We start from the raw sequence: 15,453 nt of genomic DNA, 5'->3' as shown, positions 1-15,453 counted from the left end.
CTCGTCCTGCAAGCCGTAGATGTCGATGAAAATGCGGTTCAGCTCCTCCTCGTTGGTCTTGAGCTGTTGGAAACGGCCCTCGCACTCCGCTTCCCATGCTGCAAACGCCTCCGCCACGGTGGACACACCCCGCACCAGCGGGTGCCGGATGAAGTCCCATGAAGTCTCAAAGGAGTCCCAGTCGGTTTTGGATATACCTACAGCCTCCTGCACAGCCTTTTTAATTTGTGACTCAAACTTCTTTATGACTGGCATAATTCGTATATCTTTTACTTGGATGTTAATCGTCGGATTAGTAATTTTTTGTACTTCCGAAAATACGGGACTATTGAGCATACCAAGATAATAATATAAGTCATCATCATATCTCAAAAAAACAGATGATCCTCCAACATCGAAAGTCGCATCTTCGGGCAAAATCCTAAAGCTGGGATTATTTGAAATCAAACTCCACGTTATCCCGATTTTGTACCACAAATACTCTGGTATAATTCGGCATATGGTGTCTTTTTTATAAAATGCACGAGTTGTTGGAGACCAATCAACAACTTCTGTAATATTTCCATACCACTTTCTAAATCCGCCTCCCTTTGCATAGAACAACCATTTCTTTTCAATTCCTATTAAGTTACTTGCTACTTCCCAATGTTCCCGTACATATTTTGAGTTATTCCCTGTCTTATTTTGCCCATCTGAAATCGAAAACTCCTGAAATAGTGGTGCATCAAATATTTTTGTAAATCTTTCTGTGACCCAATACGCCACTGGCGCACCGGGGATCTTGGAGAAATGTTCCTGTTGGGCGGTGTAGCGATTCTCGCCAACCAGGAACATATCCTCTTTCCCCTGCTGGGTGGTTGGCTCAATCAGGCGGCAATAGGTGCCCTTATAGTCTTTGATATAGCTTTTGCGCAGGACAAAGCTGGTGGTCTGCACCACCTCGCCGCCAATCTCCTCAAAGGCCCTGGGACCCAGATGGGCCATATTGACAGTATCCACCGTCTGCAATTTTGCCCGCAGCTTTTCAAAGCTGGACAGGAACATCCAGGCGTGCTGGGTAATCATAGCCTGATAGCTATTCTTTCCGGCAAGCTGTCCGCACCGCTCAATAAAGACGGCGAACAGGTCGGCTTTGCTGTCCGGGAAGTTCTTCTTCACATAGTCCTGCAACGGCCCATTTCCATTGGAAACTGCCATATACGGCGGATTTGTCACCACCACATGGTACTTCTGCGCCAGGAGATAGCGGTAATTCCAGGCATTCAGCCGCTGTTCGTAATCTGCAAACTCAAACACTGTCTGCGGGTCTTCTGGCATTTCTCCGGGGTCGTCCACCATGACCAGGGAGCCGAAGTTCTCCCCCTCCTCGTCGCCCGTGGTGCTGAAGATCATAGGCTGAAGGTTGCGGGAGAGGAACCGCCGGTCATACTGCCGGGCCTTCATCATCACGGAAAAATAAGCAAGCTGGGTGGCGCGCTTGTCGATATCCAGCCCGTAGAGGTTATGCTGCACGATGCTCTGGGCCGCGTCCCGCTGGGAATAGCCCTGACTCTCGTAGATCTGCATCAGCACATCGAACAAATAGCACAGGATATGTCCGCTGCCCATGCAGGGATCGATGCACTTAATGTCCTCCGGGTTCAGAGCAGCGTACTCTTTGCGCATCTCCGCAAGCCAGGCCTGTACAGTGGGTTCCTGCTCTGCCTCGTCCAGGTAGTAGTTCCAATTCGTTTTCAGCTCGTCATTGGGGTGTCCCTCCACCCACAGACGGCCCAAACTGTTTTCCACCATGTAGCGGACAATCCAGTCCGGGGTAAAGAGCTGGGTGGCGGCAGGAATCTCCTCTTTTTTGATTTTCTGCCCGGAGGGCCTGCCAAACACCGCGTCTTTGAGTTCCGTGTTCCAATACTGGTACAGCCAGCCGATGATTTCCACCTGCCCGCCCTTTTCGATGTTGAAATCGTCCTCGTCAATGTCGTGCGTCAGGCGATAGACCACGCCGTCCTGATCGATTACGGACACGCTGAGCAAAAGCTCGGTATAGTCGTTGGTCTTCTCGAACAATCCGGGCAAAATCTCATTCAAGGTATTGCACTGCTTAATGAACAGCAGCCGGAACAATTCATCAATCTGATTGTCCCGTTTGAACCGCATGACCATCTGCTCCTCGTCTGTGGAAAAAGACAGTTCCGCATCGAAAGGGGTCGTCACCAAATCCGGCTCTAACTTGCCGGAGTCAGAGGACAGCACACGGATGTGGGAGGGGAGGTAGTCGTTGACCTCCATAAACCGAATGGCGATGAGGCGGTTGAACCAGGTGTAGGCGACTTCCTCCACGATGTACTTGTAGGCGGTCGGGTAGTCGGATTTTCGCTCTTTCTCACGGATGGCCTCCACCAGCTTGCGGCGCTGGCTGACGGCCTCGCCGCTGATGGAATAGGGCGACCCTGTACCGATATCATAAAACTCCGTATTCCCGGCAGATTGCGGGAGCACAGGCTGGATGCCATCCGCTGTAATGCCAATAAGACCGGCCCGATATTGGATGTCGGCAATCAACTTATTCCGCGCCCATATGGAAAAATTCTTGATTGCTGTTTTGTTCATTTTGGACTATCCTCCTAAATCAACGCTAAAATGTATTCGCCCAATGTCTCAACTATATCAGCATAATTCAAAACATCATCTATACTAATTATCAACCGCTGACCAATGGCGTACCTCGTATCCCCACTTTTAATAAGATAATCTTGATCAATAATCCCATCCTGATGCTGGAGCAAATGTCTCTGCTGAAAACACTTTTTTAGATTTGCATACTGCTTGACAGTAATCCAATCATCATAGCCAACGCCAACAAGGTCGTGCCAAAGTTTGTTACCATCATCTAAACGCTGGAACACATTTCGCTTCAACGGTAATGCCCCGTCAATTTGAGGGTAAACACATTCACACAATCTTTGAAAAGCAACTACTAAATCAGGAATGGATGTCTCAACCAGTGATGCGCAAGTTCTCGCAGCTTCATCCCTACTCACAGCTTCTATCGCTCTGCGGATTGTGTCTAAATTATTGATTTTAGCTCGAACTTTATCAATCGTATTTCTAAAGGTCAGTTTCGCAGAATTATGACCACAACACGGGCAATAGAAAGCAGAACCGATAACAGCATACCGCGCTCCGCACTTCTCGCATTGAATTTTCTGTTCCATCTCCGCAAGAGCCATAGCTGGAAGATTTACAAAATGAGTTCTTCCCGAATAACTCATTGACATCTTAAAGAAGCTCTTTCTCGGTTGCGAACAGTTAAATGCCATCGCATCAGCTTCAAGAGCTTGCCCAAGTTGTGCAGCAAGCTGGTCACGCGCTTGTCGCTGAGCCTGTTGAATTTGTTCCGTAGTCCACCAGCTTCTCGCAGGAGCAATGTGTCCACAAAATGGACAGTGTACTGCCTCATCGGAGAAAAGATTTCTCCAATCTTCTACATTTACCTTAAACTTTGACAGACAATCATCGTTCGGACATTCTTTGTCATAATACCCATCCTCATCGGGGAGAATATCCATTTTATATGTCATGGACCCATTCATCTGGGCCAACATTCTTTGAGTATTTTCAAACATACACTTCCCCTTAAAACTCGACATTAACAATTGTGTCAGTATCCAACTGTGCTGTCAGCTTCTCCCGCAATTGCGCCAGGTACTTGTCCACATCCTCCACGCTCTCCAGCCGCCAAGATGCCGTGCCGGTCATCTGCTTGATGGGAACTCGCTTGGTCTTGCGCACTTTGTAGACAGCGGGTGGCTCCGCCACAGTGGGAGGTGCTTCCGATCCAGCTTTCTCCGCCTGCTCACGGGCCTGCTTTGCCGCCGCTTCTGCTTTCTTTTGTGCAATCTGCGCATCCAGTGCGTCCATCTCACCCAGCAGGCGAAGTTTCAGAGCATCGGCTTTATCGCCAAAGCTTCGCAAAGTTGAAACATTGTTGCAACGCTCCGCACCGTCCCAGATTTCCCGAAACTGCTCAAAATAGTGGCTTCGCTTCTGCGCTTCATACTCTTTCCCAGAGAGAGCGTCAAGGACGCGTTTCCTGGCCTGGTCAATGGAATCCAGCACCGGTGCCTGTTCGACTTCCAGCACTTTCACATAGGCGGCCATGAACTGGTCGCGCAGTCCAGGCAGTTTGGGAATATTGCCATAGGGCTTGTCCTGCCGAACGATGGAGCGCATCTGCGCCACAATATCCTCCAGCACGGAGTCCACAATATAGGTCTTGCTGTCATCGTAGATTGTCAGCATATCCAGCGCCCGCATGAAAATCTGCTGCTGTTCCCCGGCAAAGAACGCTTTCACTGGGTCATAATCCTCTGCAAAATCCATGAAGTCATCACGCATCTTTGACACAGTAGTGAAAAGCTCCATCGCGGACTGAATCTGGATCACTGCCAGCATCAGCTTTTTGCCAGCCGCCAGAACCTTCTTGCCGGGGTACTGGTACTGCTTGTAGTAGACCTCCAGCTTTTCAATCTCATTATAAGTGTTCTGGGCATACCGCTGGAAATTCGACATGATGGTGTCCTCATCCTCGGCGGAACTTGCGGTATGGAACACCTCTTTCATCACATCCCGGACAGCTTTCTTGTCCTTATCGGAAACCCGGACGCGCTCCTCCATCAGCAGCTTCTCCACAAAGGCTTTTTTGGTGATAAAGCTGATGATCTCCTCATCGGACTTGTTATTGAGACTGACTGCCGCGCCGTTCACGGTAAACGCCACATCACCGCGCTTGAACAAGCGGGCAACGAGCCAGTGAATGTCATCCTCCACATAGCCGTAGGGGGCTTTCATAAAGCGGTCCTTTACCGTTTTCATGGAAGTTTTCATATGGCTGCGGGAGTTCATGGCGATGAAACCCTGCAATTCGTCCAGAGCGTGGCTATTGGGTTCTGTGCCACCCTCCAGTGTAAGGGAAAGCTGATTTGTGCTACGGAACATCTTGCGGATATCCGTCTCACTCATCGCCGTGTCAATATAGGAGAGCTTATGATAAACGGTCTGCACCAGCCGCCCGATGGCCTCATTGATCCGTCCCGTCACTTCCTTCGCGGAAAGGCGAGCGATATCCCCGTTCACATAGATACTTGCCTCTTTCAAAGCCTCGGTCAGATACAGCTTTGCGTTGTCATACCGCTCCCGCATCTCCATGCGCTTGGCTTCTTTGATGGACTCATACTTTGTAAGCTGGAAGGTCCCCGGCTTTCTCAAAAACCGCTCGATTTTCAAGTACACCTGCATTTCCGTCAGGAACTCGTCATCGTTGGGGAGAACGACAAGAACCTCCTTGCCCTGCCCGGACATCATGCGCAGGGTCGTGTCATCCATGCCGCCGTCATACCACGGGGTCAGGATACGCAGACCAGTATCATAGCTCTGTGCAGCTTTATAGGGGCGGTCATCCACCGCTTGATTGAACGAGAAACCATAGCGTCCATTGAATGCCGGATAGCGATAACGCTTGTCCTTACAGATGTCCTCAAAAATCATTTCCGCAATCTTGGTGATGACCTCCGGCATTTCCACGTTCTCTTTTTCAATTTCGTTGTTGATCTCCTGTTCCTCGTCCGTCAGGAATACATACAGGCTGCCGTTCTTCTGAACCAGCATTTGGCGGGTCAAGACTTTCAACGCATCCTCGACCCTGCCTTTCAATTCAATGCGGTCATCATCGATATTCTCCACCATCAGGCTGGTGATATTGTCGATATTCGCCTCGATCTCCAGCACATACTTGATCATAAACAGAGTTTTCAGGACATTGACGGCAAACACATCGCGGTCTTTCTGCTCCGGGTTGATATAACTGTTGTCGTATGCCCGGATGATGACGCCCCTATGGCTGTGGTCAAGGAAATTTTCCAGTGCGTCATAGAAACGGTGGAACGGCACAATCACGCCAATCTCCTTCGTCTTTAGACCAGAGGCGGACTCCTTAAACAGTGCAAGCATGGATCGTTCGCCCTCGGAGAGGTGTTTGCCGGAAGCGCCGTGGGTACGGATGGACGTAAGGACACTGGCCAGGAGGTTGAACTGATACGGCACAAACGGGTAGACCTCCGCAAAGTCCTGTGCGCCTGCATACAGTTTTTTCTCAACCCCGTCATTGAACACGATCAGATTCTTGATGACGGTCGTCTTTTGCTCGAACAAAAGACAGAGCGTTTCCGCCGCTGCGGCCGTTTTGTCAAGAATCCTTTTCTTGATAACAGCGTCCACATTGGCGGAGGACAGGGACAGGCGCGTATCAAAGCGGCCCTGGATCTTGGAGAAATCCCGTCCCTTCACCCTCGTGACGGAATCAATATCCTGTTGGCTCGTCACAACAATCCAGGCGCGCCCCTGGCACTCGCGTCCAAGATCCTCAGTAACCGTCTGCAGGTTCAACATGAGATTGCTGTCCTCGCCGATGTACTGGCCGATCTCGTCCACAAGAAAAACAATGTGCTGGTCCCTGCCCTTGCTGTCCAGATAGGCGCGAACGCGCTTTGCAAAATCGTCAATGCTGATGGTGTAGGGTTCCGCCGCTTTCTCGCACCAGTTGCGGGCGGCGGCCTCGCTCATAAATCCCATAGACGCAAGCGCATCCACAACGCTGTCCTGAATAAAGTCGAAGTCCTGGCGCGATTCTTCCCAGGGAGAGCCGTACTCGTCCTCAAACGCCGCTTTGAAATCCTCGTAGCGTCCATCCTCGGTCAGCTTGCGCTCCAGATCCGCCACATGGGGCATGGAACCGCAAAAGCCCAGTTTCTCGTTGAACACCCTCAGGAACACATTCACGATGGCATCCTTGTTTTGCTTTCCATTGGACTCGCTCTTGGAATCGATGTTGAACAGGATAACATCCGCAGGTGTCTCAGCCGCAAGGCGCATGTCGGCCAGCACCATCGGGTCATGAATCTTCTGATCCTCCACGAAGTAGTCCAGCGCAGTTTTATTGCCAACGCGCTTGTTCCCTAGGATGTAGGAGAGGATTTTCAGAAAGTGAGATTTACCACTCCCGAAAAAACCGGAGATCCATACTCCCATTTTCGGAGTCGTTCCCGCAATCCCCTTCTTATATGCCGCAAAGAAATCCCGGAAATGCTTTTCCAGTTCCCGCGTGACAACATATTCCTCCAACTCCTGCGATACATTCGTGTCATCACCCTGGCCCACGATGATGACGCCCTGAATTTCACGGTCTATCTTTTTCGCAAATAGTTCTTGAATCTGCATAACCGTACCTCCACTATTTCACAAGCCGGAACGCCCGGTAGTAGTTATCGTCCTTAATCTCATTGAACAGAATCAGTTCCTGCTCATTGTAGGTTCCCGGAAAGAACATCACCACGGGGACACGCACAAACGCCTGATGCAGATTGTTCAGAACCTTGTGCGACCGCAGGATGGGATAGCACTTGCCAATGCCGACAAGGAACACAACTGCATTCTCCGGCGTGTGGTCTTTTATGTACCGGACAATCAGGCTGTCATCATCGTTCACCTTTAAGGAGTTGTTGACCGCCTTTACAATACGACTGATCCCTGCTTTGCGCTCAAAGCCATAGCACTTGTCCATAAAGCCTCTCTGCTCAAGGAAGTCTATGATAATGTCATACAGGTCGAACACGACAAGCTCAAAGCCGTCTGTTCCGCCCTGGTTTTTATTTTTCAGATATGCAATACGTTCCCTCACCTCTAATTCCCTCTCAGGGGGATAATCGAAAACCCAGTAGTTGACCTCGTTGGCTCTGCCAATGCTCTGTCGGAAAGACGGCTTTCGGATCGCGGTCTCCATCTCATTGAGCCGTGCTGTCAAATCTGCCATTATCTCACCCCCGTCAAAGCGTTTATGAAGATTTCCATTCCATGCCCTTCAAGCCACTGGTAACACTCCGGCGTGAGGATGGGCTTGAAAATCCTACGGGCATTTTTCGACTTATCAATCACTCCTGCTTCATATAACATCGTGCGGTAGCATCGCCCGAGCCTGTTCAGGGTGATATCTGTCCACCCGGCTACCTTTTCACTCTGAATCTGCTTGTTCTTAAAAAAAATGCGCACATCGCTGTCGGGCAGCTCATTTGTACCGATTATCATTTTTTCACGGATGACTTCGTAAACAAAATCGAAGAACAGTGTATCGTGTGCCATTGCACCGACCAGTGCAAACAATTTTTGTGTTGCAAGATCACTTTCGAGAAACAGCGGATAGAAGCTGCAATCCAAACTGTTCACACGGGCAGAAACCGTGCTGAATATTTGACTGGCTCGGAGAGGAGTAGGAGCCGAGAAAATATTTTTCCGCTGATTCAGGTCTTTCACATCCTCCATGCTGTTCCCTTCGTTCAAAAGAGTAACAACCTTACGGAACTCGCTGAACCAGAAGCACACCTTGACCGCACCAGCACTGTACTCTTTTCTCTCCATAAGGCAATGTCTCCTTTCAGCTTTTGCTCTGTTCTGTTGTCTGTGGATCTGGCTGCTGATCCGGCAATATCTCCATAATATCTTCAATGCGGCAGTCCATTTTCAGACATATGCGCTCCAACACGTCTACATTTGTGTTTTCGCCCTTCTCCAATTTGCTTAGGGTCGAATAGCTGATGCCGACATACTCCCGGAAATCTTTCTTTTTCATATCCCTATCAATGAGAATTTTGAATAGCTTTTTATAAGACACTGCCATTACCGTTGCTCCTCTCTGGCTTTCATTCCGCAAGCCAAATAAAACCCAAATAAAGTATAACACTGGAGAACGAGAAAAGCGAGAAAAATTTTGTGAACACCTCGATTTTTTTGCCGAGGACACTAAATTCCCGTTTTTATCAAAGTGAAGCATTGAAGACGGAGGAAGATAGGGGTGCGATACTTGGCGAGCAGTGCATTTGTTCCCACAAATGCTCAAAATGGACTTCCAGCGTGACCGCTGGAAGTCCATTTTTACTCGTTGGGACCGTACCCCACCCCCCGTGAACAGCCCCGTAGCCGGGGCTGGCTACGCGTTCGTTTCACGAACGCTGCTGTTCCTGCGACCCAGGGACTGGCGGGGCTTGCACCCCTCGGAGAGCCGGAAAAGTGGCAGACACAGCCTTGCCGGAAAAAGAAAAACGGGGCTGGCCTGTACCTCTGACCGCTATCGGATAGCGGCAAGGCTCGCAAGCGACTGTCTGGACAATTCCCAAATCTCGTCCAGGCGTTTCTGCAAATCTTCAATGTCTGCCGCATAGATGCTCCCGGTTTCGTTCGCCCGTTTAGCGTACTGGTTCAGATTATCGGAGCATCGCCGGAGCATGACAGTAAGCTGGCGCACATCCTTCAGGTCCAGCCGGATACAAATTCCGTCCAGCGCCATCTTGCGGACATAGGCGCTCATAATCAGAATTCCGGCGTCCTCCATTTTGAGTTTTATCCGCTCCTTGTCCTCCGACGAGATGCGGATTTTCAGTTCTTCGGTTCGGTTGCTCATTGCTTTTTGGCTCCTCCCCTCGCAAATAAAATCAAGCCGTTTTTGATTTCCCACATCGTGCCGCAAATCAGATTTTCAAAAAATGGCCGGACACAGGAGGCAGATTCCCATGTCCGGCACATATTCCGTGTTTCTGTTACGGTTAGTGGTGGTGACATATTTTGACACCACCAACAGCCGTAACGCATTTCATTCTAACCGTTACAGATAATCAAGTGGTACTTTTGACCACTTAGCTTATCCGTAACGCTCTGGCGATACGCCCGCTGGCGGCAGGCATTGCAGCAGTAGACCGCATCCGACCGCTTGGGGGTGAAGGTTTTTCCGCATTCTTTGCAGACCCGATTCTGGCGTTTTTCCAATCGCCGCTGCTTCAAATCCTTCTCCGGCGTCAGTTCTGGGGCTGGGAGGTCGAACCGCCCGATAAATTTCAGATAGATGTCCACTTCCTGCGTTCTGTCTCCGTCTATCTTTTCCGGGGCGTGGACAATGATCTTGTCCACAAACTCGTTTATCATAGGCGTGGTTAGCTCCGAAAAATCGGTATACTTCTTTGCCAAAGCAAGAAACCGTTCCACATTGGCGGTGCCCTGCTCGAAGTCTTCCAGATAGGCCCAGTGCATCCACCCCCATTTCCCGATGGAACGGTCATCGTCCTCCGGCAGTTCGACAGCCGGGATGTAGTAGTCCCCAACCAAGACATAATCAAGGCCATTCGTGTCGTCATGGATATTCGGTTTCAATTCCTCCATAGTGTTTCCCTCCGTCATTTCTGATGTTTTCGGTAGCGGTTACCAATAATGCGATACAGGTCTTTATCTCCTTTCCTACAACCGCAAATCTTATTCATCACAAATGAGCCGCTGTCATATGTATTTGGTGGCAGAAACCACCCTCTACATATTAACTCTCAGAATTCTATTGTCCTGAAGTGAGCAAAGTGCGCTCATTTTGGCGCTTGCTGTCTCGTGATTTTCGTGGAAAACACTTCGCGGAGGCACCTGTGAACTGTAACAGGCTGCCTCTTTTGGCGTGGGCCGTATTTGCATTTCTGGTTGATTCCGGCTGTCTTTCTTAGTATAATGAGAAAGTCGGCAGCACAATTGCCGCGCTGCGGCTGTCATGTATCGGCAGTCTGCGGAATAAGTATCAATAGAATGGCTGTATCCCGCGCAGGCCCGGGCGGCGGATCCGCAGGGGCCTGTGGGACTGTAGCGGCGGGAGTGTATAAGAAAGGGCGGGGCTTCATATGAAAATCGTGGTTTTGGCAGGAGGGATCAGTTCGGAGCGGGACGTGTCGCTGAGCACCGGCGGCATGATATACCAGGCGTTCCGGAAAAACGGGCATCAGGCGGTTCTGCTGGATGTGTACTTAGGGTATGAGGGGGATCCGGAAGGGATATTTGAAAAGGATGCGGACTGGGCGGCGCAGGTGGGCGCGGTGGGGGAGGAATGCCCTGACCTGGACGCGGTAAAGGCGCTGCGGGGCGGCGGAAGGGGGTTCTTCGGCCCCCATGTGCTGGAAATCTGCGGGCAGGCGGACTGCGTGTTCCTGGCGCTCCACGGGGCCAACGGCGAGGACGGCAGGATCCAGGCGTGCTTCGACCTGTTGGGCATCCCCTATACAGGGGCGGATTTCACGGGCTCCTGCCTGGCCATGGACAAGGGCATCACAAAGGATCTGTTCCGGGCATATGGGATTCCCACGCCCACGGGCATACGGCTGAAGCAGGGGAGATGCGAAAAAGAGTACGTTCCTTATCCGCGAATCGTCAAGACATCCTGCGGCGGCTCCAGCATCGGCGTCTGCATCGCCAACGACCCTTCGGAATATGAAGCGGCCAAGGCGGAGGCCTTCCGGTACGGGAGGGAGGTAATCGTGGAGCAGTACGTCAAGGGCAGGGAGTTCTCCGTGGGGGTCATGGACGGGAAAGCGCTGCCTGTGATAGAGATGGCCCCCAAGGAGGGCTTCTATGACTACAGGAACAAATACCAGGCGGGCACTACCGTAGAGACCTGCCCCGCGGAGATTCCGGAGGAGAAGAGCCTGCGGATGCAGGAGATCGCCCAGGAGGTGTTCGCCATACTGCGGCTGAAGAGTTATGCCAGGATGGACTTCATCATGAGCGGGGACGGGGAGATCTACTGCCTGGAGGCCAATACCCTGCCGGGGATGACGCCCACTTCCCTGCTGCCCCAGGAGGCGGCGGCTGTGGGGATGGATTTCGGGCAGCTCTGCGAGGAAATCCTGAGAATGGCCCAGGGCTGAATGCGGATGGGAAGGGAACTGTGCCGGTCTATGCCGCGAGGGGATTCTGGGAACGGCGCAGGGCTGAATGCGGATGGGAAGTGAGCAGTGTCGGTCTATGCTGCGGGGAGATTCTGAGAACGGTACAGGGCTGAATGCGGATGGGAAGTGAGCAGTGCCGGCCTATGTCGCGAGGGATTCGGAGAACGGCGCAGGGCCAAATACGGATGGGAAGGGAACTGTGCCGGTCTATGCCGCGAGGGACTCTGAGAACGGCGCAGGGCTGAATGCGGATGGGAAGAGAGAAGTGCCGGCCTATGCCGCGAGGGATTCTGAGAACGGTGCAGGGCTGAAGCGCACAGGGGGGCAAAAGCGTGGGAAAGGGGCGGGGCGGTTCGAACTGCACCGCCCGGCAGGACATAAAACAGGCAGGGATTCTCCTGCCATGTGAGGGATCGGAATGCGGAAAAGGGACAGGGAAAGGATGGAAATCAGCCATGATGGATTTGACGATACAGGAGATTGCCCGGGCCTGCGGCGGGACGCTGGTGGTACAGGGCGGAAAGGCGGATGGTGACACGCGTGTCAGTTCCGTGGTCATCGATTCACGTCTGGTGGAGCCTCAGGGCGTGTTCATCGCCACGGCAGGAGAGCGGGTGGACGGACACCGCTTCATCCCGGCCGCTTTCGCCAGGGGCGCGGTGCTGGCGGTGACGCAGAAGAGGCCGGAGGAAGTGGCGGAAGCGGGAGGCGAGGGGGCATCCCGGCCTTCCGGAGAAGCTTTGGAGGCGGCACAGCTGGAAGGGGCATCCCGGACAGGGGCAGAAGCCCCGGCAGACCCGGCTGGGACCTGGGGCTGTTACGTCCTGGTGGAGGACACGCTGCAGGCCTTAAAGGACATTGCCGAAGCCTACAGGAAGAAGCTTTCCGTTAAAGTCATAGGCATCACCGGCAGCGTGGGCAAGACCAGCACCAAGGAGTTCATCGCGGCCGTGCTGGCGGAAAAGTACAGTGTCCTGAAGACGGAGGGCAATTTCAACAATGAGATCGGCGTGCCCCTGACGCTGCTGCGCATCCGCGGGGAGCATGAGCTGGCCGTGGTGGAGATGGGCATCAGCGACTTCGGGGAGATGCACCGCCTGAGCAAGATGGCCCGGCCGGACGTCTGCGTGATGACTAATATCGGCCAGAGCCATCTGAATAACCTAAAGGACAGGGACGGGATTCTCCGGGCCAAATCGGAAATTTTCGACTACATGGCCGTAGATGGAGAAATCTGCTTAAACGGCGAGGACGACAAGCTGAACGCCCTGAGGGAGATCGAAGGGCATAAGCCCCATTTCTTCGGCCTGGGCAGCAGCCCGGTCCAGGAGGTGGCGGCTGTGGACATCCGGGGGAAGGGGCTTTGGGGCAGCGACGCCACGCTGGTGATGGCTCCGGCAGGGACCGCCCGGGAGGACAGGGAACAGGATGGGATGCCGGACATGGACTGCGCGGAGATTGTTGCGGCGGCGCTGGAGGGCGATTGGCCCGGGTATCGCAGGCTTGCCGTGCATGTCCCCCAGCCCGGCAGACATATGGTGCTGAACGCCGCGGCCGCGGCCTGCGTGGCAGGGCTGTTCGGCCTGAGCGACGGCCAGATTGCCGCAGGGATAGGCAAGGTGGCCTCCGTCAGCGGGCGCACCAATATCATCAGCACTCCCCATTATACCATCATCGACGACTGCTACAATGCCAACCCGGCCTCCGTGAAAGCGGCGATCGACCTGCTGGCCATGGCGGATACCCGGAAGGTGGCGATTCTGGGCGATATGCTGAACCTGGGGGAGAACTCCCATGCCTATCACGCGGAGATAGGAAGCTACGCCGCGGAGGCGGGGATTGATTGTATCTACTGCGTGGGCGAGGAGTCCCGGTACATGTATGAGGCAGCCTGCGGGGGGCTGTCTGGTGTGCCGGGTCCGGAGGCGGGCTTGTCGGGTATGCCGGATGCGGAGGCGGGTTTGTCTGCGGCGCCGGATCCGAAGGCGGGCTTGTCTGGTGTGCCGGATGGGGAGGTGCGCTTGTCCGGTGTATCGTGTGCGGAAGAACGCTTGTCTGGTGTATTGTGCCCGGAAGCCAGCGCGTCCGATGTGCCGAATCTGGAGGCGAGCTTGTCCGGTGTGCCGAATCCGGAAGCCACTGCGTCCGCGCATCCCCTGGCCCCATCCCCCCGCCACGTCCTGCACTATCCAGACAGGAACGCGTTGCTCCGGGCTTTGGCTGCGGAGAGGGAAGAGCTGCTCCCGGAGGGCGGCACCATACTGATCAAGGCCTCCCACGACTGCGGCTTTGCGGACATCCTGGCGTATCTGCAGGAACTGGACTGAGCCGCCGCGGAACCGGGCGCCCAGTCAATATTAGGAAAATCTTAATCCAAATTCAGAGATATTGTTGTAGAATAGCCTTGGGCGTTTCTTTTTGCGCCAGAGGCAGAGCAGCGTCCATGCCTGCCTTAACGGCCATGAACGAGAAAAGACGGAAAAGAGGTAACCGATGAGCGAAGTCATATTAGTGGCGGACGACGAGAAGGAGATTGCCGACCTGGTGGCCCTGTACCTGGAGAACGAGGGCTACCGGGCGGTCAAATGCTATGACGGGACACAGGCCATGGACATCGTGGAAAAGGAGCGGCTGGACCTGGCCATCCTGGACATCATGCTGCCGGGTGCAAGCGGCCTGGACATCTGTCGCAGGATCAGGGAGCGCCACAACTACCCCATCATCATGCTGACAGCCAAGGGGGAGGAGACGGACAAGATTACGGGCCTCACCATGGGCGCGGACGACTACATGACCAAGCCCTTCCTGCCGTTGGAGCTGGTGGCACGGGTGAAGGCCCAGCTGCGCCGGTACAAACGGTACAACACGGGCCTGCAGCAGGATGACGTCCTGGAGATATCCGGCCTTTCCCTGAACGTGAAGACCCATGAATGTTTCCTGAACGAGAAGCTTCTGAACCTGACTCCCACGGAGTTCTCCATCCTCCGTATCCTGTGCCAGCGGAAGGGCCAGGTGGTCAGCGCCGAGGAGCTGTTCCACCTCATCTGGGAGGACGAGTATTACACCAAGAACAACAATACCATCACGGTGCACATAAGGCATCTGCGGGAAAAGATGGGAGATTCCTTCGAACATCCGAAATACATCAAGACGGTCTGGGGGTGCGGATACAAAATTGAGGGCTAGTCATAAGCTGAAACGTTTTCTGGCCACTTGCTCCATCCTTGCGGGAGGCCTTGTTCTCTGCATGATCCTGTATCAATTTTTGGATCGGATCCTCAATGGGGTCATGAGGGAATGGATTGAACGGAACTTCATCTACACAGAGTGGATCCCCCTGGGGGACGCTGCCGTGGACGGCTATTATATCCAGACCGTGAACTGGTGGAACCTGAAGAGGAAGCTCTTTACCGGGCTGCTCATCCTGGTGGCTGCGGTGGTGGTGCTGGTGCGGACAGTGTCCATCCTGTATGCTTCCAGGCAGGTGAAAGCGGCCATGCGCAGCGCGGGCCGGATGATAGAAGATTACATGCGCCACGACAGGGAGGCGCTGGAGGTGTTCCCCCAGGGCTATGAGGAGATTTCCGTGCGGATTGTGGAAATCAAGGCCGACATGCAGCGCAAGGAGCAGATGCTGCGGGAGGAGGCCAGCCGGAAG

The 15,453-nt window shown here is 53.3% G+C and carries 12 protein-coding genes and 2 pseudogenes; 5 read left to right on the top strand and 9 right to left on the bottom strand.

Annotation, left to right across the window (positions count from 1 at the left end):
* The 9 genes and pseudogenes from pglX to Q2B33_RS24305 all read right to left on the bottom strand — a co-directional run.
* Window positions 1-2,607: BREX-1 system adenine-specific DNA-methyltransferase PglX (gene pglX, locus Q2B33_RS18345; RefSeq protein ID WP_300914152.1), on the bottom strand; the 2,607-nt coding region annotated here is incomplete at its 3' end.
* A 14-nt stretch (window positions 2,608-2,621) separates the two neighbouring features.
* On the bottom strand, window positions 2,622-3,623 hold the full coding sequence (locus Q2B33_RS18340; protein WP_300569739.1) for a hypothetical protein: 1,002 nt from the start codon (window positions 3,621-3,623) through the stop codon (window positions 2,622-2,624).
* A gap of 10 nt (window positions 3,624-3,633) precedes the next feature.
* The gene (brxC, locus tag Q2B33_RS18335) at window positions 3,634-7,272 is read right to left on the bottom strand and encodes a BREX system P-loop protein BrxC (protein ID WP_300569742.1); all 3,639 of its coding nucleotides are present in this window, start codon (window positions 7,270-7,272) and stop codon (window positions 3,634-3,636) included.
* A gap of 13 nt (window positions 7,273-7,285) precedes the next feature.
* A complete protein-coding gene (locus Q2B33_RS18330; RefSeq protein ID WP_160224936.1) occupies window positions 7,286-7,864 on the bottom strand; it encodes a DUF1788 domain-containing protein in 579 nt (192 codons plus the stop codon).
* Window positions 7,864-8,466, bottom strand: a complete 603-nt coding sequence (locus Q2B33_RS18325) for a DUF1819 family protein (protein ID WP_300569751.1) — start codon at window positions 8,464-8,466, stop codon at window positions 7,864-7,866. Before Q2B33_RS18325 ends, Q2B33_RS18330 begins: the two co-directional genes overlap by 1 nt.
* 16 nt (window positions 8,467-8,482) lie before the next feature.
* Window positions 8,483-8,725 carry a helix-turn-helix transcriptional regulator gene (locus tag Q2B33_RS18320; protein WP_300569754.1) on the bottom strand — a complete coding sequence of 81 codons (243 nt, stop codon included), beginning with the start codon at window positions 8,723-8,725 and terminating at the stop codon, window positions 8,483-8,485.
* 447 nt (window positions 8,726-9,172) lie between these two features.
* Complete coding sequence (gene mobC, locus Q2B33_RS18315) at window positions 9,173-9,505, bottom strand: plasmid mobilization relaxosome protein MobC (RefSeq protein WP_300569758.1); 333 nt, start codon at window positions 9,503-9,505, stop codon at window positions 9,173-9,175.
* A 194-nt stretch (window positions 9,506-9,699) separates the two neighbouring features.
* Window positions 9,700-10,128 (bottom strand): DUF4368 domain-containing protein, encoded by a 429-nt coding sequence (locus Q2B33_RS18310; RefSeq protein ID WP_330687817.1) that lies wholly within the window; start codon window positions 10,126-10,128, stop codon window positions 9,700-9,702.
* Window positions 10,102-10,257: pseudogene (locus tag Q2B33_RS24305) on the bottom strand (TnpV protein); the annotation flags it as partial. The gene Q2B33_RS18310 and the pseudogene Q2B33_RS24305, both read right to left, overlap by 27 nt.
* Before the next feature lie 497 nt (window positions 10,258-10,754).
* Between Q2B33_RS24305 and Q2B33_RS18305 the strand changes: the two are divergent.
* The 5 genes and pseudogenes from Q2B33_RS18305 to Q2B33_RS18285 all read left to right on the top strand — a co-directional run.
* Window positions 10,755-11,774 carry a D-alanine--D-alanine ligase gene (locus Q2B33_RS18305; protein WP_300569764.1) on the top strand — a complete coding sequence of 340 codons (1,020 nt, stop codon included), beginning with the start codon at window positions 10,755-10,757 and terminating at the stop codon, window positions 11,772-11,774.
* Between the two features lie 154 nt (window positions 11,775-11,928).
* Entirely contained in the window at window positions 11,929-12,204 is a 276-nt protein-coding gene (locus Q2B33_RS18300) for a hypothetical protein (RefSeq protein WP_300569767.1), read from the top strand.
* Between the two features lie 46 nt (window positions 12,205-12,250).
* On the top strand, window positions 12,251-14,122 hold the full coding sequence (gene murF, locus Q2B33_RS18295; RefSeq protein WP_300569770.1) for a UDP-N-acetylmuramoyl-tripeptide--D-alanyl-D-alanine ligase: 1,872 nt from the start codon (window positions 12,251-12,253) through the stop codon (window positions 14,120-14,122).
* Window positions 14,123-14,288: 166 nt separating this feature from the next.
* Window positions 14,289-14,981 (top strand): VanR-ABDEGLN family response regulator transcription factor, encoded by a 693-nt coding sequence (gene vanR, locus Q2B33_RS18290; RefSeq protein ID WP_300569773.1) that lies wholly within the window; start codon window positions 14,289-14,291, stop codon window positions 14,979-14,981.
* A gap of 79 nt (window positions 14,982-15,060) precedes the next feature.
* Window positions 15,061-15,453, top strand: a pseudogene (locus Q2B33_RS18285) (hypothetical protein); the annotation flags it as partial.

This window comes from uncultured Acetatifactor sp. (assembly GCF_948601915.1).
GTDB lineage: Bacteria > Bacillota > Clostridia > Lachnospirales > Lachnospiraceae > Acetatifactor.
The sequence above is the reverse complement of the archived record's forward strand: the minus strand, read 5'-3'. Positions and strand labels throughout refer to the sequence as shown.